The sequence below is a fragment of the Pelagibacterium sp. genome (assembly GCF_965249125.1).
GTDB lineage: Bacteria > Pseudomonadota > Alphaproteobacteria > Rhizobiales > Devosiaceae > Pelagibacterium.
The window spans coordinates 2,367,672-2,388,655 of record NZ_OZ252217.1 but is presented as its reverse complement, the minus strand read 5'-3'; the positions used below and the strand labels follow the sequence as shown (position 1 = coordinate 2,388,655).

The 20,984-nt window shown below is 59.8% G+C and carries 21 protein-coding genes; 16 read left to right on the top strand and 5 right to left on the bottom strand.

What is annotated here, in order from left to right; genetic code table 11:
- Positions 1–50: 50 nt before the first annotated feature.
- On the bottom strand, positions 51–986 hold the full coding sequence (ubiA, locus tag ACP148_RS11735) for a 4-hydroxybenzoate octaprenyltransferase (RefSeq protein WP_421952568.1): 936 nt from the start codon (positions 984–986) through the stop codon (positions 51–53).
- Positions 987–1,059: 73 nt separating this feature from the next.
- On the opposite strand from ubiA, the gene ACP148_RS11730 reads away from it, so the two are divergent.
- Together ACP148_RS11730 and ACP148_RS11725 are read left to right on the top strand one after the other, a co-directional pair.
- Entirely contained in the window at positions 1,060–1,800 is a 741-nt protein-coding gene (locus ACP148_RS11730) for a 16S rRNA (uracil(1498)-N(3))-methyltransferase (protein ID WP_421952567.1), read from the top strand.
- A gap of 100 nt (positions 1,801–1,900) precedes the next feature.
- Entirely contained in the window at positions 1,901–3,280 is a 1,380-nt protein-coding gene (locus tag ACP148_RS11725; RefSeq protein WP_421952566.1) for a glutamate--cysteine ligase, read from the top strand.
- Here the strand turns inward: ACP148_RS11725 and ACP148_RS11720 are convergent, their stop codons facing one another.
- Positions 3,281–4,042 carry an ABC transporter permease gene (locus tag ACP148_RS11720; protein ID WP_421952565.1) on the bottom strand — a complete coding sequence of 254 codons (762 nt, stop codon included), beginning with the start codon at positions 4,040–4,042 and terminating at the stop codon, positions 3,281–3,283.
- A gap of 14 nt (positions 4,043–4,056) precedes the next feature.
- The gene (locus tag ACP148_RS11715) at positions 4,057–5,034 is read right to left on the bottom strand and encodes an ATP-binding cassette domain-containing protein (RefSeq protein ID WP_421952564.1); all 978 of its coding nucleotides are present in this window, start codon (positions 5,032–5,034) and stop codon (positions 4,057–4,059) included.
- Positions 5,035–5,106: 72 nt separating this feature from the next.
- Here ACP148_RS11715 and ACP148_RS11710 point away from each other — a divergent pair, with 72 nt between their 5' ends.
- Complete coding sequence (locus tag ACP148_RS11710) at positions 5,107–5,691, top strand: MarR family winged helix-turn-helix transcriptional regulator (RefSeq protein ID WP_421952563.1); 585 nt, start codon at positions 5,107–5,109, stop codon at positions 5,689–5,691.
- A gap of 4 nt (positions 5,692–5,695) precedes the next feature.
- Here the strand turns inward: ACP148_RS11710 and ACP148_RS11705 are convergent, their stop codons facing one another.
- Positions 5,696–6,607, bottom strand: coding sequence for a LysR family transcriptional regulator (locus tag ACP148_RS11705; RefSeq protein WP_421952562.1), 912 nt, complete (start codon positions 6,605–6,607; stop codon positions 5,696–5,698).
- Positions 6,608–6,753: 146 nt separating this feature from the next.
- Between ACP148_RS11705 and ACP148_RS11700 the strand changes: the two genes are divergently transcribed.
- Positions 6,754–6,960 (top strand): DUF1127 domain-containing protein, encoded by a 207-nt coding sequence (locus tag ACP148_RS11700; RefSeq protein ID WP_421952561.1) that lies wholly within the window; start codon positions 6,754–6,756, stop codon positions 6,958–6,960.
- Between the two features lie 181 nt (positions 6,961–7,141).
- On the opposite strand, the gene ACP148_RS11695 is transcribed toward ACP148_RS11700, so the two are convergent.
- Positions 7,142–7,636 (bottom strand): invasion associated locus B family protein, encoded by a 495-nt coding sequence (locus ACP148_RS11695; RefSeq protein ID WP_421952560.1) that lies wholly within the window; start codon positions 7,634–7,636, stop codon positions 7,142–7,144.
- Between the two features lie 316 nt (positions 7,637–7,952).
- Between ACP148_RS11695 and coxB the strand changes: the two genes are divergently transcribed.
- The 12 genes from coxB to ACP148_RS11635 all read left to right on the top strand — a co-directional run bounded on the left by coxB (position 7,953) and on the right by ACP148_RS11635 (position 20,908).
- A complete protein-coding gene (coxB, locus tag ACP148_RS11690; RefSeq protein ID WP_421952559.1) occupies positions 7,953–8,858 on the top strand; it encodes a cytochrome c oxidase subunit II in 906 nt (301 codons plus the stop codon).
- Between the two features lie 27 nt (positions 8,859–8,885).
- Positions 8,886–10,541, top strand: coding sequence for a cytochrome c oxidase subunit I (gene ctaD / locus ACP148_RS11685; RefSeq protein ID WP_421952558.1), 1,656 nt, complete (start codon positions 8,886–8,888; stop codon positions 10,539–10,541).
- Between the two features lie 84 nt (positions 10,542–10,625).
- Entirely contained in the window at positions 10,626–11,555 is a 930-nt protein-coding gene (locus ACP148_RS11680) for a heme o synthase (protein WP_421952557.1), read from the top strand.
- Positions 11,555–11,719: a hypothetical protein gene (locus ACP148_RS11675; protein ID WP_417580050.1), complete on the top strand. Its 165-nt coding sequence runs from the start codon at positions 11,555–11,557 to the stop codon at positions 11,717–11,719. Before ACP148_RS11680 ends, ACP148_RS11675 begins: the two co-directional genes overlap by 1 nt.
- 2 nt (positions 11,720–11,721) lie before the next feature.
- Complete coding sequence (locus ACP148_RS11670; protein WP_421952556.1) at positions 11,722–12,261, top strand: cytochrome c oxidase assembly protein; 540 nt, start codon at positions 11,722–11,724, stop codon at positions 12,259–12,261.
- 17 nt (positions 12,262–12,278) lie between these two features.
- Positions 12,279–13,115, top strand: a complete 837-nt coding sequence (locus ACP148_RS11665; RefSeq protein WP_421952555.1) for a cytochrome c oxidase subunit 3 — start codon at positions 12,279–12,281, stop codon at positions 13,113–13,115.
- Positions 13,116–13,161: 46 nt separating this feature from the next.
- Positions 13,162–13,548, top strand: coding sequence for a DUF983 domain-containing protein (locus ACP148_RS11660; protein WP_421952554.1), 387 nt, complete (start codon positions 13,162–13,164; stop codon positions 13,546–13,548).
- Positions 13,549–13,798: 250 nt separating this feature from the next.
- Entirely contained in the window at positions 13,799–14,620 is an 822-nt protein-coding gene (locus ACP148_RS11655; RefSeq protein WP_421952553.1) for an SURF1 family protein, read from the top strand.
- A gap of 34 nt (positions 14,621–14,654) precedes the next feature.
- Positions 14,655–16,055, top strand: a complete 1,401-nt coding sequence (gene thrC, locus ACP148_RS11650) for a threonine synthase (protein ID WP_421952552.1) — start codon at positions 14,655–14,657, stop codon at positions 16,053–16,055.
- A 2-nt stretch (positions 16,056–16,057) separates the two neighbouring features.
- On the top strand, positions 16,058–17,317 hold the full coding sequence (locus tag ACP148_RS11645) for a M16 family metallopeptidase (protein WP_421952551.1): 1,260 nt from the start codon (positions 16,058–16,060) through the stop codon (positions 17,315–17,317).
- Between the two features lie 13 nt (positions 17,318–17,330).
- The gene (locus ACP148_RS11640) at positions 17,331–17,927 is read left to right on the top strand and encodes a GNAT family N-acetyltransferase (protein WP_421952550.1); all 597 of its coding nucleotides are present in this window, start codon (positions 17,331–17,333) and stop codon (positions 17,925–17,927) included.
- Between the two features lie 74 nt (positions 17,928–18,001).
- Positions 18,002–20,908, top strand: coding sequence for an EAL domain-containing protein (locus ACP148_RS11635; protein ID WP_421952549.1), 2,907 nt, complete (start codon positions 18,002–18,004; stop codon positions 20,906–20,908).
- Positions 20,909–20,984: the final 76 nt, after the last annotated feature.

Here is a 20,984-nt window from a genome sequence, read left to right as displayed (position 1 = left end):
TCGCGACCTCCACAACAGGCACAGCCCCGCCACCGGCGGGGCCTTGGGCGTTATACGGCCCGGAAAAGGCCCTCGACAACGAAGGCCGCTGTCAGCGCGACGCCCAGCCAATGGTTTGATTTGAACAGCATCAGGCTGCGCTCACCGTTGGTGCGCTCAATCGTCACCACCTGCCAGGCCAGCATCGCCACTGTCACCAGGAACAGGACGAAAAACACCGGCCCCGCGCCCACCATCAGCGCCGCAACGCCCCACAGGATCGCGGCCAGTCCGTAAAATGCGGCAACAAACGGCTTGACGTTCGCGCCCGCCAGTCGCGCCGTGGATTTGACCCCGATCAGCGCATCGTCTTCGACATCTTGCAGCGCATAGATGGTGTCGTACCCGATGGTCCATGAGATACACCCCAGATAGAGAACTACGGCCGGCCAGGCCAGGGTTCCGGTCTCGGTGGCCCAGCCCAACAGAGCGCCCCAGGAAAAGGCCAGCCCGAGAAAAAGCTGTGGCCAGTACGTCACCCGCTTCATGAAGGGATAAATTGCCACGAGCCCAAGCGAGGCGATGCCCAGAGCAATGGCAAACCCGTTGAACTGGACCAGCACCGCAAGCCCGACCAGCGATTGCGCGACCAGCCAAACGGCGGCCTGCCTGACGCTGACCTGTCCGGACGGGATGGGGCGCGACCGCGTACGGGCCACCTTGTCGTCGATATCGCGGTCGACAATATCGTTGAACGTGCAACCTGCGCCGCGCATGGCAATGGCACCAATGAAAAAAAGCACCAGATGCCACCAGTTGAATGCGCTGCCCGTCGCGACGCTGACCAGTCCCAATGCGTAGGCGCATGGCCAGAACAACAGCTGATATCCTATCGGCCGGTCGAGCCGCGACATGCGCAGATAAGGCTTGGCATAGGCTGGTGCGTACCGGTCGACCCAGTTGCCTTTGGGGGCATCGGCGACAGTGCCGGGAGTGTTCTCGTGCATGGATAGCCTTTTGTGCCGCATCATTGTCTGGCAAAAAGGCTCTAACCGCTCACAAGCTCAAGTCAACAGCTCCATGCCGCGTACCCATAAGACCCTGCCGCGCCTCTATGTCGAAACACCGCTCTCCGGCGATGCGGAAATCGCCCTGGATAAGGACCAGACCAACCATCTGGTGAACGTCTTGCGGCGGACCGCGGGAGATAACTGCGTCGTCTTCAATGGCAAGGACGGCGCCTTTCTTGCCGAAATTGTGCAGGTGGCCAAAAAACTGGTGGCGCTGCGTTTGATCGAGCGCTCCTCCGAACAAACACCGGCCAACGATCTCTGGTTCGGCTTCGCGCCAATCAAGCGTCTCGACTATGAGATTCAGAAGGCAACCGAAATGGGCGCTGGCACCCTCCAGCCGGTTATCACCCGTTACGTGCAGAATGCCCGCCTTAACCCCGACAAGCTCAAAGCCCACGCCATTGAGGCCGCCCAGCAATGCGAGGTGCTGAGCGTACCCCTTATTTCGCCCGAGATCGGTTTCGACAAACTTCTGGCCGGTTGGCCCGATAATCACCGGGATCGCATCCTTATCTTTTGTGACGAAGCTGCCGCATCGGCTTCTCCGGTCGAAACGTTGACCCGCCTCAAAGGCAAGCGATTGGGCCTCTTGATCGGCCCGGAGGGCGGGTTTTCCGAGCAGGAGCGTGAGCGATTGCTGGGGCTCGATTTTGTCGTGCCGATCAGCCTGGGGCCGCGAATCCTGCGCGCTGATACTGCCGCTGTGGCTGCCCTGGCATTGATTCAGGCCGTCGTCGGCGATTGGTAGATTTATCGTAAGATTACGATAAAGGGTATTGATCTGAAATCGGCGCCCGCTATTGTCGCCGCTCTGGCATGGGACCATGCCCATTCTTCCGAGGTATTCTATGGCCGACAAGCCTTCGCCCACGATCGAATCCAAACGCCAATTGATCGAAGCGCTTTCGCGGGGCAACAAGCCGAAATCGGACTGGCGGATCGGCACTGAGCACGAGAAATTCACTTTCTATCGCGACGACCATCGGCCAGTGCCCTATGAGGGCGAGCATGGAATTGGCGCCTTGCTCGACAAGGTGCAAGCCGAAACCGCGTGGCTCCCCTATTATGATCGCGACAAGGTGATCGGGCTCAACAACCCATTGGGTGGCGGCGCGATTTCGCTCGAACCGGGTGGGCAATTCGAGCTTTCAGGCGCGCCGCTGGAGACCATTCACCAGACCTGCACCGAGGCCAATGAACACCTGAAGCTCTTGCGCAAATTCACCGAACCGATGGACATAGATTTCCTGGGCCTGGGCGTAACGCCCACATGGACGCTCGACGACATTCCCCTCATGCCCAAAAGTCGCTATGGCATCATGAAGCCCTATATGGAAAAGGTCGGCACGCTCGGCACCTCCATGATGTTCCGGTCGGCCACCGTGCAGGTCAATCTCGATTTCGCCTCCGAGGCGGATATGGTCAAAAAGATGCGGGTCAGCCTGGCGCTGCAGCCCGTCGCGACGGCCCTGTTTGCCAACTCTCCTTTCCTCGATGGCAAGCCCAACGGCTTGCTCTCGTTCCGTTCTCACATCTGGCTCAACACCGACAAGGACCGCACGGGCATGCTGCCTTTCGCGTTCGAGGACGGGATGAGTTTTGAGCGCTATGTCGATTATGCGCTCGACGTGCCGATGTATTTCGTCATCCGCAATGGCGAGTATATCAACTGCGCGGGAGAGAGCTTCCGGGCTTTCCTTGACGGCAAGCTGCCGCAGCTGCCCGGCGAGTTGCCCACGGTCAAGGATTGGGAAGACCATCTGTCCACGCTTTTCCCCGAAGTGCGTATGAAACAGTTCCTCGAAATGCGCGGTGCCGATGGCGCGCCCTGGCAAGGTATCTGCGCGCTGCCGGCATTCTGGGTCGGTCTGCTCTACGACCAGACCGCACTCGATGCAGCCTGGGATTTGGTCAAGGACTGGACCGAGGAGGAGCGCCAGACGCTGCGTAACGACGTTCCACGTCTAGCGCTCAAGACTCCATTCCGTGACGGAACACTGTTCGACATCGCCAAGCAGGCGCTGGCCATTTCGCGGTCGGGGCTCAAGGCCCGCAACAAGCTGAACTGGGAGGGCGCCGACGAAACGGTTTTCCTCAAGCCCCTCGATTTCACGATCGAGACAGGCAAGACGCCTGCCGAGCGCTTATTGGACCTCTATCACGGCGAATGGAACGGCGATATCAGCCGGGTGTTCTCCGACTATGGCATGGCCCGCCACGCCGCCTGACTATTTGGTCTGGGCCTTGAACACCCGAGCCCCGAACCAGGCGCCGATCAGCACAAAGATCAGCGCAATGGCAAAACCGATCAGCGTTGCGGGTGCAAGTATCTCGCCGCGATAGACGGCGCGCAGCCCTTCGACAACGTGCTTGATGGGGTTGAAGTCGGATGCGGCCCGCAGCCAGCCCGGCGCGAGCGTCATTGGCAATAAAATGCCCGAGAGCAACAGGATGGGCAGCGCGAACATGTTGACGAGCGGAGCAAAGGCGTTCTCGCTCTTGAGCGACAGCGCCGCGCCATAGGAGATGGCCGAGAACGCGGCGCCCAGAAGGCCCACAAGAACGAGCCCCAGGACAATAACTTCAATTGGCGCCCGCAGGCCCATCAGCGTCGCTGCGGCCACCAGGATGGCGCCCTGTACCATGACCATCAGTGTATCGTGCAGCACGCGTCCGCCGATGAGTGACCACCTGCTGGCCGGGGTGACGAGCATGCGGTCGATGACCCCCGAACGCCATTCGGCGATAATCCCGAAACCAACGAACGACGCGCCGAAAATGCCCAGCTGGACCAGCAATCCCGGGACGAAAACCGTCCAGGCGTCGCCGGCCGGAAAGCCGGGTGTCAGCGCCACTTGCTGGAGCAGGGGTCCGAACAGCGTAAGATAGAGAACTGGCTGCAGGATGGAAATGGCCATCCATGTCGGGTTGGCCAGCGACAGGCGTAGTTGGCGCTGGAAGACCACGAAAGTTTCGTTCAAATAGCGCATTGCAGCGTCCTCCTTTACGCCGCCTCGCGCAGCGATCGCCCGGTGAGGGTCAGAAACACGTCGTCGAGGGTAGGGCGTTTGAGTTCCACGCCGATGATTTCGACGTCCTTGCGATCGAGCTCACGTAAGAGTCGTGGCAATACCGAGCCACCCTCGGGCACGTGCAGGCTGACCATGCACCCTTCGATGATCGGGGTGTCGGCCCCTTCAAGCCTTCCGGCCAGTTCGGCGGCAATGGGGATATGGATCTCGTCTGCCACAGTGATGCTGACCATGTCGCCGGATATCTTCTTCTTGAGTTCGGCCTGCGTACCTTCGGCGACGATCTCGCCATGATCCATGACCAGAATGCGGTCACAGAGTTGATCGGCCTCGTCCATATAGTGTGTGGTGATGAACACTGTGGTGCCCATCTCGTCGCGCAATTTGCTGATATGCCCCCATAGGTTGGCTCGGCTCTGCGGGTCGAGCCCGGTCGAAGGTTCGTCCAGAAACACGAGCATGGGTTCGTTGATGAGGCCCATGACGATGTCGAGCCGTCGCCGCTGTCCACCTGAAAGTGCATTGCACTTGCGATCCCAGATTCCCTTGAGGTCGAGGGCCCTCAGCAGCGCCTTGCCGCGTTCGGTGGCGGTCTTCTTGTCGATGCCGTAAAGCCGTGCATGGTCTACGATTTCGTTGCCCGCCAACGCGTCGCCCAGCGTGCTGCCCGATTGCGAAACATAACCGATGCGCCGCCGTACCCCTTCGGTATCGGTGAGCAGGTCGCAACCCGCGACGGTGCCCGATCCGTCAGTGGGTTCGAGCAACGTGCACAACATTTTTAGCGTCGTGGTTTTCCCTGCACCGTTCGGACCGAGAAAACCAACAATCTCGCCCCGCTTTACCGTCAGGTCGACGCCGCGGACCGCGTTGATTTCCGATTTCCCCGTCTTGTAGACCCGCTTCAGCCCGTGAGCCGAAATCATCGTCTCCGGAAATTCTGTCGTCATTTTCGGCTGGCCCATCGCAATAACTTGATATATAAGTATTTTAACGATCAAGATAATGGAGTGTCAAGCGGCATGTCGATTGGCGGGCGCCTCTCTCAGGCCGTGCGGTTGGACCAGGTGGCCAATGCGCGCTTCGACGAAGTTATGAACCGGTTCCTCGGCATCAACCGGACCGACGGACGCTGCCTCGATCTGATCGATCAGAACCAGCGGATGACGGCCGGCCAACTGGCCGAAAAGGCGGGTTTGACCACCGGGGCCGTGACAGCATTGATCGACCGCCTGGAGATGGCCGGATATATCGTGCGCAAGCGCGACGAAACCGACCGGCGCAAGATCTGGGTCGAACTGACCCCGTTCACGAGAACCATCGTCGCGCGGATATTCGGGCAGTTCGAAGAGATTGGCGCCCTCATGACCTCCGGATTTTCCGAGGCCGAGCTTGAGGCTATCCTGCGCTACCTGACCATCGGCGCCGCAGTTAACAATGAGCGCGCGCGCCTGCTCGAGCTGCACCTGCCAGGCGCCAACGCCGCTCCCGAGGACCGGCTGGTCGAAGCGCGCGCCTTCGAGCGCGACACCAGGGCAATGACGGCCACCATGCGTGAGGCAAGGCGCAAGGGGATCGATGTGACCGCCGACCTGTTCGAGGATTGACCCGCTACTCCGCGGCTGAAGGCTCCGCGGCAGCTTCGTCGCGCAAATAATAAGAGCCCGGCAAATTGCCCATGCTCTCGACGATATGAGTGGCCAGAGCATCGTAAATTCCGCCATAGGCGTGCGATGCGCGCAGCAAAGCAATCTGTGCGTCGTTGAGGCGCGGCAACCCCTGATCCTGAGAAATGACCCGCATTCCTGGCTGTAGCGCGCTTTCAGGCAGGAAGCCGACTGCAAGATCCGAAAGTACCGCCGACGAGATCGCCGTGGCGTTCGAGGAGGTATAGGCCACCCGGAAATCGCGATTGATGCGGTTGAGCGCCTCGACAGCATCGGCCCGCCACGTGCAATAGGACGGCCCGCACGCCAGCGGTAGGGGGTCTGATGCCAGCGCGCGGCCGCCATGGCTAGCCACCCAATACATCTTTTCGGTGCGGAACAACTCGCCGAACTCGTGCATGGTGCCTTGTGTGAAGACGATTATGTCGTAGCGCCCTGACCGCATGCCGGCCAGAAGCTCCTCGGAGGGCTGGCAGCGCACATCGACGGTGATGCGCGGATGGGTGCGCTGGAAACTCGACAGGATCACCGGCAGCAGTTTGACCGCATAATCGTCGGGTACGCCAAAGCGGATATTGCCGACGAGGTCGTCCTTGGAAAACATGTCGACGATCTCGGCATTGATCTTGAGCATGCGCCGGGCCCGAGCATAAAGTGCTTCGCCGTCCGTGGTCAGCGAGACCTTGCGCCCGTCGCGCAGAAACAGGGCCTGTCCCAACCGCTCTTCGAGCCGCTTGATCTGCATCGAAACCGCCGACTGGGTTTTGTAGACCCGTCGCGCAGCCTCGGTGAAGCTGCCGCAATCGGCGATGGCGCAGAAGGTCTGCAACTGGTCCAGATCAAGGGGGCTGGCCATAGCCAAATCCATCACAAAAATTGATCGTGAGAATGAAATCTATTTGTTTGAATAATGGAGGGCAAGCCCCTATCTACTGGGTCAGACACAAGCCGCCCATTAAACTCTATCAAAACGATAGGAAATGGGGTGATGGAGTAAAGGTCATGGCCCTGTTCAATTTCAGATCCCGCTCCGGTGCCGGTATGCGCCGGTCGACTCTTCGCTCGATGATGCAGATGGATGCATCGCTGCTGAGCGACATGGGTCTGACCCGTTACGATATCGCGGAAGCAATGCGCCAGGGCGGTGTCGCCGCTAGCCAGCTTCTCGATGCACGCCGCAACGCGCGCGCAACTCAATGGCTTCGGTGACCCCTTGCTGAAGCCCTGATCGGGCTCCTGGTCCTTGCGCATTTTGCCGGTGCGACTGACCGCTAGGGTAGCCCGACCGAAACAGGGTCGATTTTGCCTTTGACCTTGTTTCCTAGCCCAGCCGGACCGCTTGCGGTCCGGCTTTTTCGTGCCTGTGGTCTGGCAACGCGCTGGCCAAGTCTTACGGCAGGGCGGCAAAGCCCTCGTCGAACCCGTTGAGCGAAACCGGGATGCCGATGCCTTCCTCGGGGGTGCGGAACACAATGAAGATCGCGCTCTCGCCTTCCGAGAGCTGGCCCATCAGCGCGTCGTCCATGACCACTTCGGCAACGCAGCCATTGGGTAGGCAGCGAACGAACGCCACGCGCCCAAGATCCTCGCCGTCGATGTTGAGCCCGAGCCCGTTTGGTAAGAGAACGCCCAGCGGCGCCAGCACGCGCAACAGACGCGCTTCCTGATCGGCCGTCTTGAGTACGATCACCGACAGCGCGACATTGGGCTGGTCCTCGGCGGTGACGTTCTGAATCAGCGCACATTGTTCGTCGGTCGCTCCCGGGACCAGGTCGCAGGTCATCTGCCAGTCCCCGTGCTGGGAACGGACAGCACCCTGCGCGATTGCCGGGCCGGTGAGCAAAAGAGAGGCCACAATGGCGGCAAGAGGTGCGAGATGGCGCATGAAAGCTATTGTCTCCTGGCATGTCCCGGCAAGCGGGCGGGTTGTCGATGTGTCGGGCAGGGGAGCGGTCCTTGTCAACATGGACGGGCCAAACCGGGGACAAATCTCACAACTGGGGCACCCATAAGGCGCCATTGGCGCAATTTGACGCACGAAATGTGACCCCCAGTCCAATTGCCTTGGTCAAAAACATGTGGTTTAGCTGCCACGAGAAAAATCGGGCACCCCAACATGAGTCGGGAGCGTGCGGCATTTGCCGCGCGGAGCGGACATGCTAGGGAGCGCAATAACAAAATTATGTTCAGGAGAAGTCCAGGTGACAGGATTTTCTTTCCGTCTGGTCAGAGCCTCACTCGCCGCGCTGTTTTTTGCGCTGATTCCGGCAATTGCCTCGGCTCAGGAGGCTGGTCACGCCGCTCCCGGTCAGATCGGCTTTCAGCCTTCGGTTACCCCTATCATGGACTCGATCATCGCGTTCCATGACAACCTCTTGATGTGGATCATCACAGCGATCGTCCTGCTGGTTCTGGCGCTGCTGATCGTCGTGATCGTGCGCTACAACCAGCGCGCCAATCCGACGCCATCGAAAGTGACGCACAACACGCTCATCGAGATCGTCTGGACGGTCGTACCCGTGCTGATCCTCTTTGTGATCGCCATTCCGTCCTTTGGCGTTCTGGCTGACCAGCAGACCATTCCCGATGGCGAGCGCACTTATCTGGGGTCGCAGATATTCGGTGGCGACGTGGAGGTTCCCGAGCCGTCCCTGACCATCAAGGCTACCGGTTATCAGTGGTATTGGGGTTATGAATATATGGACGAGGGCGTCGACTTCGTTTCCATAATGCTCAATGAAGAGCAGCGCGAAGCCAGCAAGCCCGATCAGCCGCGCCTTCTGGCCGTTGATAATGAACTGGTCGTTCCGGTCAATACCACTGTTCGCGTGCTGGTCACTGCCGCGGACGTGCTGCACGCCTTCGCCGTACCGTCCTTCGGCGTCAAGGTTGACGCGGTCACCAGCCGTAACAATGAAACCTGGTTCTATGCGCGCGAAACCGGCATTTACTACGGTCAATGCTCCGAGCTTTGCGGCAAGGATCACGCCTTCATGCCCATCGCGGTGCGCGTCGTCGAACAGGATCAGTTCGATGCATGGCTGGCTGCGGCGGAAGAGGGTAGCCTGGCCGATGCCAACACAGCGCTCATGGCGTCGATCCAGTAAGCGGCAAGAGAATTAAAAGGTAAGAACATGGCACACGCTGAAGCAGCTCATTCCGATGCCGCACACGGAACTCCCGCCGGTTGGAAGCGGTGGGTCTATTCGACCAACCACAAGGACATCGGCGTCCTGTACCTGATCTTCGCGATCATCGCCGGCATCGTCGGCGGCGCGCTTTCGGGCTTCATGCGCTGGGAACTGGCCGAGCCGGGTATCCAGATTTTCCCCGGCCTTGCCCAGATGGTTTACGGTGTTGGCGGTGATGCGTCCATCGATGCCGGTAAGCACATGTTCAACGTGTTCACGACCGCGCATGGTCTGATCATGGTGTTCTTCATGGTGATGCCTGCGGTTATCGGCGGCTTTGCCAACTATTTCGTGCCTCTCATGATCGGCGCGCCTGACATGGCGTTCCCGCGCATGAACAACATTTCGTTCTGGCTCCTGCCGCCCGCCTTCATCCTGCTTTTGATGAGCCTGTTCATGGAGGGCCCTCCGGGCGCCATGGGTGTCGGCGGCGGCTGGACGATCTATCCGCCCTTCTCGACGTCGGGTCAGCCCGGCCCGGCCATGGATTACGCGATCCTTTCGCTCCACCTTGCCGGCGCGTCCTCGATCCTTGGCGCGATCAACTTCATCACCACGGTCCTCAACATGCGTGCCCCTGGCATGACCATGTTCAAGATGCCGCTTTTTGCCTGGTCGGTGCTGGTCACAGCGTTCCTGCTGCTGCTGGCTCTGCCGGTGCTGGCCGGCGCCATCACCATGCTGCTGACGGACCGCAATTTCGGCACCGCGTTCTTTGATCCGGCCGGCGGTGGCGATCCGATCCTGTTCCAGCACTTGTTCTGGTTCTTCGGTCACCCCGAAGTGTACATCATGATCCTGCCGGGCTTCGGCATTGTCAGTCACATCATCTCCACTTTCTCGCGCAAGCCCATCTTTGGCTATCTGGGCATGGTGATGGCCATGGTCGCGATCGGTGCTGTGGGCTTCATCGTCTGGGCGCACCACATGTACACGACTGGCATCTCGCTCAACACGCAGCGCTATTTCGTTGCCGCGACAATGATTATCGCGGTCCCGACAGGCGTTAAGATCTTCTCGTGGATCGCCACCATGTGGGGGGGCTCGCTGCGCTTCACCACCCCCATGCTCTGGGCCGTTGGTTTCATCTTCCTGTTCACCGTGGGTGGTGTGACGGGCGTGGTGCTGGCCAACGCCGGTGCGGACCGGGCGCTGCACGACACATACTACGTGGTCGCCCACTTCCATTATGTGCTCTCGCTGGGCGCCGTATTCACTATCTTTGCGGGCTGGTACTACTGGTTCCCCAAGATGTTCGGTGTGATGTATAGTGAGTTCCTGGGCAAGCTGCATTTCTGGATCATGTTTATCGGCGTGAACCTGATTTTCTTCCCGCAGCACTTCCTGGGTCTGGCCGGCATGCCGCGTCGGTATATCGACTATCCCGATAGCTATGCGCTGTGGAATAGCGTTTCGTCCTGGGGATACCTCGTTACACTCGCTGCCATGTTGGTTTTCTTCTATTCGATCTTCGAGGCCTTCGCCAAAAAGCGTCAGGCAGCGGATAATCCCTGGGGAGAGGGTGCGACCACACTGGAATGGACCTTGAGTTCACCTCCGCCATTCCATCAGTTCGAGACCCTGCCGCGCTTCAAGTAGGCACGGCCAAAGACCCGAACCGAAATAGAGCAACCCGGGAAACCGGGTTGCACTTTGATATTAAACCCGAGCCGGAACCTCACATTGGCTTACGCAGACGACAGCAATCCAACCACAGCCGTCCAATTGGGCGGGCGGGTGGAAGATTATCTGGAGCTCTTGAAGCCCCGGGTGATGCAGCTTGTCGTTTTTACCGGTTTCGTAGGCATGCTGGTGGCCCCCGGTGGCATCAATCCGGTCATCGGGTTCATTGCCATTCTCTGCATCGCTGTCGGGGCAGGTGCCTCGGGAGCGCTCAACATGTGGTATGACGCCGATATCGACGCCATCATGAGCCGCACGCTCAACCGCCCGATACCTTCGGGCCGCGTGACGCGCGAGAACGCTCTAGTCTTCGGCATTACGCTGTCTGGTTTTTCCGTCGCCACTCTTGGCCTTGCCACCAATTGGCTGGCTGCCGGTCTCCTTGCGTTCACGATCTTTTTTTATGTCGTCATCTATACGATGTGGCTCAAGCGCTCGACGCCGCAGAACATCGTGATCGGCGGCGCGGCCGGCGCGTTCCCACCGATGATCGGCTGGGCGGCCGTAACGGGTACGGTTTCCTGGGACGCGTTGATCCTGTTTATGATCATCTTTTTGTGGACCCCGCCCCATTTCTGGGCGCTGGCGCTCTATAAGAAAGGCGACTACGAGGCCGCGGGCATTCCGATGCTGCCCAATGTCGCCGGCGAACGCGCCACCCAGAACCAGATTGTCGTCTATACGGTCCTTTTGACCGCTATCGGCTTCGGGCCAGTCCTTACCGGTCTGGTGGGCTGGTTCTACGCAACCGCCGCGACCATTCTCGGCGTCGTGTTCTCGGTCCTTGCCGTTCGTCTGCGCCTTTCTCAAGGCGTTGAGATGAAGCGGCGGGCCCGCGTCCTTTTCACCTATTCCCTGCTGTACCTGTCTGTGTTGTTCGTAGCGCTCCTGGCCGATGTAGGCCTGATCAGATGGTTCGGAGTACTCTAATGACCGTCGAGCAGAATTTGACCGAACAGCAGAAGGAAGCTTTCCTCAAGCGCCGCCGCAAGCGTTCCATCGCCATCGGCATCGCGCTGGTTGTTCTCGTTGCGATCTTTTACGCGATCACCATCATCAATATCGGTCCCGAAGTCATGGTTCGGGAGCTCTGATCATGGCATCGATCGATCACGGCGCCGCCTCCGGCGGCAACAGGAAGACGCTCCTCTGGCTGGTCGGCATCCCGACATTCATGCTGGGGCTCTCTTTCGCGGCGGTGCCGCTTTACGACATGTTCTGCCGCGTCACCGGATATGGTGGCACCACGCAGGTGGCCGAGGATAACGCCAAGGGCGTCATCGCCCGCGAAATGGCCGTCAGGTTCGATTCGACCGTCGATGGCGGCATGCCGCTGCGCGTGGTGCCGGCCAGTGTCGAGACCAACGCGATCGGCACCATATCGACAGTCACCTATCGCGCGACCAACCTTTCCGATGAACCGCTGCGCACAACCGCGAGCTTTAACGTGACGCCGGAAAACACTGGGATCTATTTCAACAAGATCGAGTGTTTCTGCTTTACCGAGCAGGTTCTTGCGCCCAATGAATCCGTCGAGATGCCGGTGACCTACTTCATCGATCCCGATCTCGACGAAAATTCCGAACTGCGTACAATCCGCCAGATTACGCTGTCTTACACATTTCACGATTCCTAACGGGGGATAGACCCAACATGGCAGCCCATGCAAAGAACCATGACTACCACCTGGTAGATTTGAGCCCCTGGCCCTTCGTGGGCTCCGTCTCGGCCTTTCTTATGGCGGTCGGTGGCATCATGTGGATGCACGGCGGAGTGCCCTGGCTGTTCGCCGCCGGGCTGGTTGGCGTGCTTTATACCATGTTCGCCTGGTGGTCCGACGTCGTCAGGGAAGCCAATACCGGCTATCACACCCCGGTCGTCCAGCTTCACCACCGCTACGGCATGATCTTGTTCATCGCCTCGGAAGTGATGTTCTTCGTCGCCTGGTTCTGGGCCTATTTCGAAGCCGCCTTCTATCCCGATGAAATCGCGCAGGTCGGTCGCGTCGCCTTTACAGGCGGTGTCTGGCCGCCGCAGGGCGTGGAAGTGTTCGACCCCTGGCACCTGCCGCTGTTCAATACGCTGGTTCTCCTGCTGTCGGGCACAACGGTCACCTGGGCGCACCATGCGCTTCTGGAAAACGATCGGGAGGGTCTCAAATGGGGCCTGGTCCTCACCGTGCTGCTCGGTGCCCTGTTCTCGGCGGTTCAAGTTCTCGAATACACCCAGGCCCATTTCTCGTTCTCGGGGAACATCTATGGCGCCACCTTCTTCATGGCCACCGGGTTCCATGGCTTCCACGTCTTCATCGGCACCATCTTTCTTCTGGTGTGCCTGATCCGTGCCTATGTCGGCCAGTTCACGCCCAAGCAGCATCTGGGCTTTGAATTCGCCGCCTGGTACTGGCACTTCGTTGACGTGGTCTGGCTGTTCCTTTTCTCCTCGATCTATGTCTGGGGCTCATGGGGCGCGACGATCGGCGGCCACTAATCTCTAGGAAAGGCCGGGAGCGCTTGTAGCGGTCCCGGCATATCACATGGCTGAACATTCTGAGGGGCTTTCCCCACTCGCGACCGGACTCAAGGGCCGCTGTCCGCGTTGTGGCGAAGGCCATCTTTTTTCCGGCTTTCTAGCGGTCGCTGAAACCTGCGACGCCTGCGGCCTCGATTTTTCCTTCGCCGATAGCGGGGATGGTCCTGCGGTGCTCATCATGTTTCCGGTTGGCACCATAGTCATTGTCGGCTGGCTCATCACAGATGCGCTTTTCGGCTGGCCGGCAGTGGCCCAACTCGCCATCTGGTTGCCCATGACCCTGATCCTGTCGCTGCTGATGCTGCGGCCCTTCAAGGGCGTGATGATAAGCCTGCAATACAAGACCGGTGCCCGACCCGGCGGCGAATTGGGCGAACGGGACGACAGCTAGAGCGCGGTCAGAATAAGGTGCAGACTTTTTCGGTTCGACCGCGCCACCAACAAGGACCAAGAGCGCAGTCAGAAAAAGTTGCAGACTTTTTCGGTTGGACTGCGCGGCTAACAAGGACCAAGAGCGCAGTCAGAAAAAGTTGCAGACTTTTTCGGTTCGGCTGCGCGGCTAACAAGGACCAAGAGCGCAGTCAGAAAAAGTTGCAGACTTTTTCGGTTCGACTGCGCGGCCAACAAGGACATAGAGCAGCTTGAGCGATTCAGGAAAAAGCGAAAATGCCCTGATGACGGATGCCAGCCCAATCCGACCGCGTTGGGGCTTCGCACAGATCAGCTTCGTGGTGCTGATGGCAGGGCTTATGGTTCTGTTCATTGCGCTGGGCACCTGGCAGGTCGAGCGCCTCGTTGAAAAGGAAGCGCTGATTGCAGCGGTTGAGACCCGCTTCGATCTCGAGCCACAACCGTTTCCCGCCGCCGGCAACTGGGCTGCGCTTGATCCGGAGACGCTGGATTTTACGCGGTTCGAACTGACCGGCACCTTCGACAACTCCCAAGCCGTGCTGGTTTTCACCAACCTGCCCGATCCGGCTGGCCGCTATGGCGGGGTTGGCTATTGGGTGATGGTACCGTTTTCCCTCAACGAGGGCGGGACCGTCTGGGTCAATCGCGGCTTTGTGCCCGACGCGGCTGTCGCCGACGTCGCGGCTGACGGCAATACGCCCGAAGGCCAGATAACGATCGAGGCGATCGCGCGGCGCCCCGAACAGGCAAACAGCTTTACGCCTGAACCTGATTTCGCTGCGGGTCGTGAATGGGTTCGCAATCCCGATCGCCTCACCGCGTTTCTCGCTGATGACGTCGGGCCGATAGCGCCGGTAACGCTCGACAGGATCGCCGGTGAACCCGGTGAACTGCCCCAGGGTGGTGAAACCCAGATTACCTTTCCCAACCGGCATCTTGAATATGCCGGCACCTGGTACCTTTTTGCCGCCATCACGCCGATCATGCTCGGTTTCTGGCTGTGGCGCCAGCGGCGGCCCAGAAATCTTGCTCATGAAGAAAAGGACAATTAGGGTGCGTCCCGATGTCCAGGAGGGTGCTTCTCTAATGCAGTATGTCAGCACGCGCGGTCAGGCGCCCGCGCTCGGATTTTGTGACGTTGTGCTGGCCGGACTGGCGCGGGATGGCGGGCTCTATGTTCCCGCCGAATGGCCCCGGTTCACCGCCGAAGAGATCCACAATTTCGGCAACCGTCCCTATCAGGATGTCGCGCTTGCCGTGATTTCGAAATTCGTGGGCGAAGAGATCGATCAGGCCGACCTCAAGGCGATGATCAAGTCCGCCTATTCCGGGTTCAATCATCCCTCGGTCACCCCCCTGGTCGAACTCGAGCCGGGCCACTTCGTGCTCGAACTCTGGCATGGCCCGACCCTGGCGTTCAAGGACGTCGCCATGCAGTTCCTGGCGCGCGTAATCGATCACATCCTGGGCCAGCGCGGCGAGCGCGCGACCATTGTCGGTGCCACCTCCGGCGATACCGGCTCGGCCGCCATCGAGGCTTTCCGCGGTCGCCAGAACACCGACATTTTCATCCTCCATCCCAAGGGTCGTACCTCGGAAATCCAGCGTCGCCAGATGACGACGGTGCTTGACGACAATGTTTTCAACATCGCGCTCGAAGGCACGTTTGACGATTGCCAGGCCGTCGTCAAAGCCATGTTCAATGATTTCGCCTTCCGGGACGGCGCCAAGCTCAGTGGCGTCAATTCGATCAACTGGGGCCGTATCGCGGCGCAGATTGTTTATTATTTTACGTCCGCCGTTGCGCTTGGCGCGCCGCACCGCAAGATCACTTTTGTTGTTCCCACCGGTAATTTCGGCGACATCTTTGCCGGATATGTCGCCAAGCGCATGGGCCTGCCTATCGAAAAGCTTGTGATCGCCACCAATTCCAACGACATCCTGCGCCGCGCGGTAAAGTTCGGGCGCTACGACAAGCGAGGCGTGGCCCAGACAGCCAGCCCCTCCATGGATATCGAAGTCTCGTCGAATTTCGAGCGCCTGCTGTTTGAAGCGCTGGATCGCGATGGTGACAAGACCGCAGCACTGTTTGCTTCGCTCGCCCAGTCCGGCGGATTTACCATCCCCGAGCCCGCGCTCGATACCATCCGTGAGGAATTCGGGTCCGGCATGGCCGACGAGACGGCCACCAGGACCGTAATTTCCGACGTTCTGGCTCAATCGAACTATCTTGTCGATCCGCACACGGCCGTCGGTGTCGCTGTGGCGAGAGGGTTCAATTTCGGCCACACGCCCCTCGTCACCCTTTCGACCGCTCACCCCGCCAAGTTTCCCGAAACCGTCGAGGCGGCGACCGGCCGCCACCCCCAATTACCCGATCATATGGCCGATCTGGGAACCCGCGAGGAACGGTTCACGGTGCTGGCCAATGACGAAGCCATCGTGAAAGACTATATCCGCGCCAAGACACGCGCCTGGGAGGACTGATTTTGACCGTACGCACAACGACCCTCGATAACGGGATGACCGTTATTACCGACGCCATGCCGCACCTCGAAAGCGCGGCGCTGGGTGTCTGGGTCAAGTCCGGTTCGCGCAGCGAAACCGAGCAGCAACACGGTGTTTCGCACCTTCTCGAGCACATGGCCTTCAAGGGCACGACGCGTCGGACTGCCCGCGAGATCGCCGAGGCCATCGAATCGGTGGGCGGCGACATCAACGCGGCGACCTCGATCGAGCATACCGGCTACTTCGCCCGCGTCCTGAAAGACGACGTGGCCCTTGCCGCCGACATCCTTGCCGATATCCTGCAGAACTCCGTTTTCGATGAGAACGAACTGGCCCGCGAACAACGCGTCATCTGCCAGGAAATCGGGGCGACCCACGATAACCCCGACGATCACGTCTTCGATCTGTTTCAGGAAGCGGCCTTTCCCGACCAGCCCATCGGGCGGACGATTCTGGGCACGGAAGGCTCGGTACGCGGCTTCAACGCCGACACAATCCGCGCCTACATGGACCAGCACTATGTGGGCGACCAGATGGTCATTTCGGCGGCCGGCAACGTCAACCACGACGAACTGGTCGATCTCGCCAATGACCGATTCCACCAGCTCAAGCGCACCGGCGCGCCCGTGCCCGAAAAGGCCAATTATGTCGGTGGAGAGTTCAGGGAAATCTCGGACCACGAGCAGGCCCATATCGTGCTCGGCCTGGAGGGAAGGGCGTACAATTCCGATGGATTTTATGCTGCCCAGGTTCTGTCCTCGATCCTTGGCGGAGGCATGAGTTCGCGTCTGTTCCAGGAAGTGCGCGAGCGGCGCGGTCTTTGCTACTCGGTCTATGCTTTCCATTGGGCTTTCGCCGACAGCGGCGTGTTCGGCGTCGCGGCGGCGACCGGTGCCGAAGACGTTGAAGAACTTCTGCCCGTCATGCTTGAGGAATTGCAGAAATCGACCCGTGACATCACAGATGCCGAGGTCAGCCGTGTGCGCGCGCAGATTAGGGCGGGCCTCCTGATGTCGCTTGAAAGCCCGTCCTCACGAGCCGGCCAGCTGGCGCGCCAGCAGATCTTGTGGGGCCGCCCGATTCCGCTCCAGGAAACCGTCGACCGCATCAACCGTATTGATGCCGAACGCGTTCGCCACGTTGCGAGCCAGATGTTTTCCCAGGCGAAACCGGCCATTGCGGGCATCGGTCCGGTCACGGGCATTCCCGACTATTCGCGTGTCGCGGACAGTTTCAAATAGGAGCCACCGCTCCATGTTCACCTTTACGGCCATCCGCCAGACCACTCCGGAAATTCGTGGTGATGGCCTCCTGCTGCGGTCGCCGCGCCAGAATGATTATCCGGCATGGCGCAAGCTGAGACTGGATAGCCGGACTTTCCTCACGCCCTTTGAACCACGCTGGTCCGAGGCTGAGCTTTCCAACAGAAGCTTTGCCGCGCGCGTGCGCCGCAATCGCCGCGATGCGCTTTATGGCACGGAGTTTTCCCTGTTCATCTTTACCCAGAGCGGGCGGCTGTCGACGCTGGTCGGTGGTATGACGCTGTCCAATGTCCGGCGGCGCGCTTTCCAGAACGTCACGCTGGGCTACTGGATGGGCGAACAGTTCGCGGGCAAGGGCATAATGACGCGCTCGGTTGCCCTGATCTTGCCGTTTGTTTTCGACAGTTTGAATCTTCACCGCATCGAGGCGGCCTGCCTGCCCGACAACACGGCGTCACGCCGCGTCCTGTCGGCCAATGGTTTCCGCGAAATCGGAATTGCTGAAAACTACCTTCAGATCAACGGCGAGTGGAGGGATCACATGCTGTTTGCGCTCACCCGTGAGCACTTCAACGAACTCGCCGGTTGAAACCCGTCTCCGCTTGATTGCCAAACAGCAACAAATCCCGCTACCACTGACGTTTGAATTAGGATCGTTGATTAATGACGTTTAAGCCCGCTCGTTCTCTTGTCTTTCTGGCAGTGCTGTTTGTGGCACTGGCCGGCCTGACGGAACGGGCGGCTGCCTTCGAGGTTGTTACCATTCCCGAAGGAATCAATGCGGTCAATCTCGGCGCGGCGCTCGACGTCTTGCCTGGCGAGGACGGCCGCGTTCAGATCAGCACCGCCCCCGGCGAAGACGGAATTATCCGGCGCATTGAGATTGTCTCGATTACCGAGGGCGCCAATCCCAACTGGGCTGTGTTCGCGCTTCGCAACGAAAGTGACGTGCAGATTGAGCGCCTGCTTGTTGCGCCCTATTTCCGGCTGCCCGGCTCGGGGGTTTTCCATCCGGATCTCGGTTCGGCGCGCATAACGGCGCTGACCCCCAGCCACGGGCTGCGCCCCGAACGCGTCCCTGATTCCGAAGCCGACGTCTTTGACGTAGTGATCGATCCGGGGGCTACGGTTACTCTGGTGGCCGAATTGCAGTCCGGCACGCTTCCTGAGCTCTATCTCTGGGAACCCGATGCTTATCGCGACTACAAGAATTCTTTCACGCTGTTCCGCGGCACCGTGCTCGGCATTTCAAGTCTTGCGGCGGTGTTTCTGACCATCATGTTCGTGGTCAAGGGCAGGGGCGTTTTCCCGGCGACCGCGCTGCTGGCCTGGGCCGTGCTGGCTTATCTTTTGATCGATTTTGGCATATTCGGCCCGCTGATCGGCGTGTCCAATGCCCTCATTCAGCCCTTCCGCGCGGCGGCGGAGGCCGCGCTTGCCACAACCCTGTTTGCGTTCCTGTTCATCTATCTCAACCTGCATCGATGGCATTTCAGGTTCACCCACGTCGCCATGGGGCTTTCGGCGGTTTTCCTGGCGCTTTTTATCTATGCCTTTTTCAATCCCGCCCTGGCCGCAGGCATCGCGCGCACATCGCTTGCGCTGATTGGGCTCGGTGGTCTGTTCCTGGTCCTGCTTCTTTCGATTCGTGGCTATGACCGCGCGGTTCTTCTGGTCCCCACATGGGTCATCTATCTTGCCTGGCTGACCTATTCCTGGATGGTCGTGTCGGGGCAGGTGTCCAACGACATCGCCCAATCAGCGGTCGCCGGCGGGTTGGTGCTGATCGTGATGCTGCTCGGCTTTACTGCGGTCCAGCATGCCTTTTCCGATGGACAGGTTTCGATCGGCGCGCTCTCGGAAGTCGAACGCCGTGCGCTGGCCATGACCGGTTCGGGCGATTTCGTCTTCGACTGGAACATTGACCGCGACCGGGTCAACGTTTCCGACGAACTGGCCGTTCGGCTCGGCGAGCGCAAGGGCGCCCTGCGCGGCGCGATAAAGCGCTGGCTCGATCGCGTTCACCCTGAAGATCGTGACCGTTTCCGCACCGCCCTCGATACGCTGATCGAACTCAAGCGCGGCAAGGTCAATTCAGATATTCGCATATCCGGCTTCGACGGCAGTTTTCGCGCCTTCCGCATGCGCGTCAAACCCGTGCTGGGCGGCGACGGCCAGGTCAACCGGATCGTGGGCACGCTTCAGGACGTGACCGACGAGCGCGCCGGGCGTGACCGGCTTTTGCACGATGCCATTCACGACAGTCTCACCGGTCTGCCAAATCGCCAGCTCTTTCTTGACAGGCTCGAACGGGCGCTCCTGCGTTCGCGCGAGTTCAGCGAGGTCAAGCCCGCGGTCTTTCTCGTCGACCTCGACAAATTCACCGATATCGACGAGCGCATCGGCCATATGGCGGCCGACTCGCTGCTTCTGGCCGTTTCGCGCCGCCTGTCGCGCCTGTTGCGGCCCCTCGATACGCTGGCGCGCATCTCGGGCGATCAGTTCGCCGTCGTTCTGCTCTCCGAGCAATCGGCATCCAAGATCGCCGACATCGCCGAGCAGATGCGCAAGGCCCTGCGCAATCCGTTCAACTTCGGCGATCGCGATATGACGCTGACTGCATCGATCGGCATAACCATCTACGACAACAAGCTCGTCAAGGCGGAGGATGTGCTGCGCGACGCCGAACTTGCCATGCATTATGCCAAGCGCCATGGCGGCGATCGGATTGAGGCCTTCCGGGCCGCAACGCGTTCGATTGCCGTTTATGCCCAGGCGCTTGAAGATGACCTGAAGGAGGCGCTGGAACGCCGAGATCTCCAGCTTCTTTACCAGCCGATTGTTGATATTCAGAACGAGAACCGCATAGTGGGTGCCGAGGCGCTCATGCGCTGGAATCACCCCGAGCGCGGCCAGGTGAGCCCGTCCGCCTTCATCCCGCTGGCCGAACGGACGGGCCAGATCGAAAAGCTGGGCCGCCTGGCCTTCGAGGAGGCGGCCGAACAGACAAGGCAATGGATTTCGGCCATCAAACTGCCGGAAAATTTCTTCGTCTCGGTCAATCTTTCAGCAGCGCAACTGACCAGCGAAACCCTTCTCAACGACATGAAGACGCTTGTTGCCCAACACAAATCCGTGGCCGGCCACATGAAGCTCGAAATCACCGAAAGCCAGGTGATGGGCAATCCCGAGCATGCGGTCTATATGCTCGAGGCGTTCAAGGACCTCGGGCTTGGGCTGGCGCTTGATGATTTCGGGACCGGGTATTCATCCCTTTCATACCTTCACCGCTTCCCGTTTGATACGATCAAGCTGCCGGCGCCTTTCGTGCAGATCCGCGATGACAGCGGCATTTCCCATACCCAGATCCCGATCATCAACTCCGTCGTTAGCCTGGCGCGCGAACTCGATCTGGCAATGATCGCCGAAGGGGTGGAGACTGAGGACGAGATTGCCCGGCTCAAGAGCCTCAATTGCCGTTACGCCCAGGGCTTCGCCTTCGGCGCAGCCATGCCCGGCGCCGAACTGCAGCGCCGGTTACAGGCTCAGCTGTCAGGGAAATCGGCCTAGAGCGTGTCCAGCAAAAGTGGAAACGGTTTTGCGGTTCGGACACGCGACAAAACAAAGGTTTAGAGCCGAGGATTTG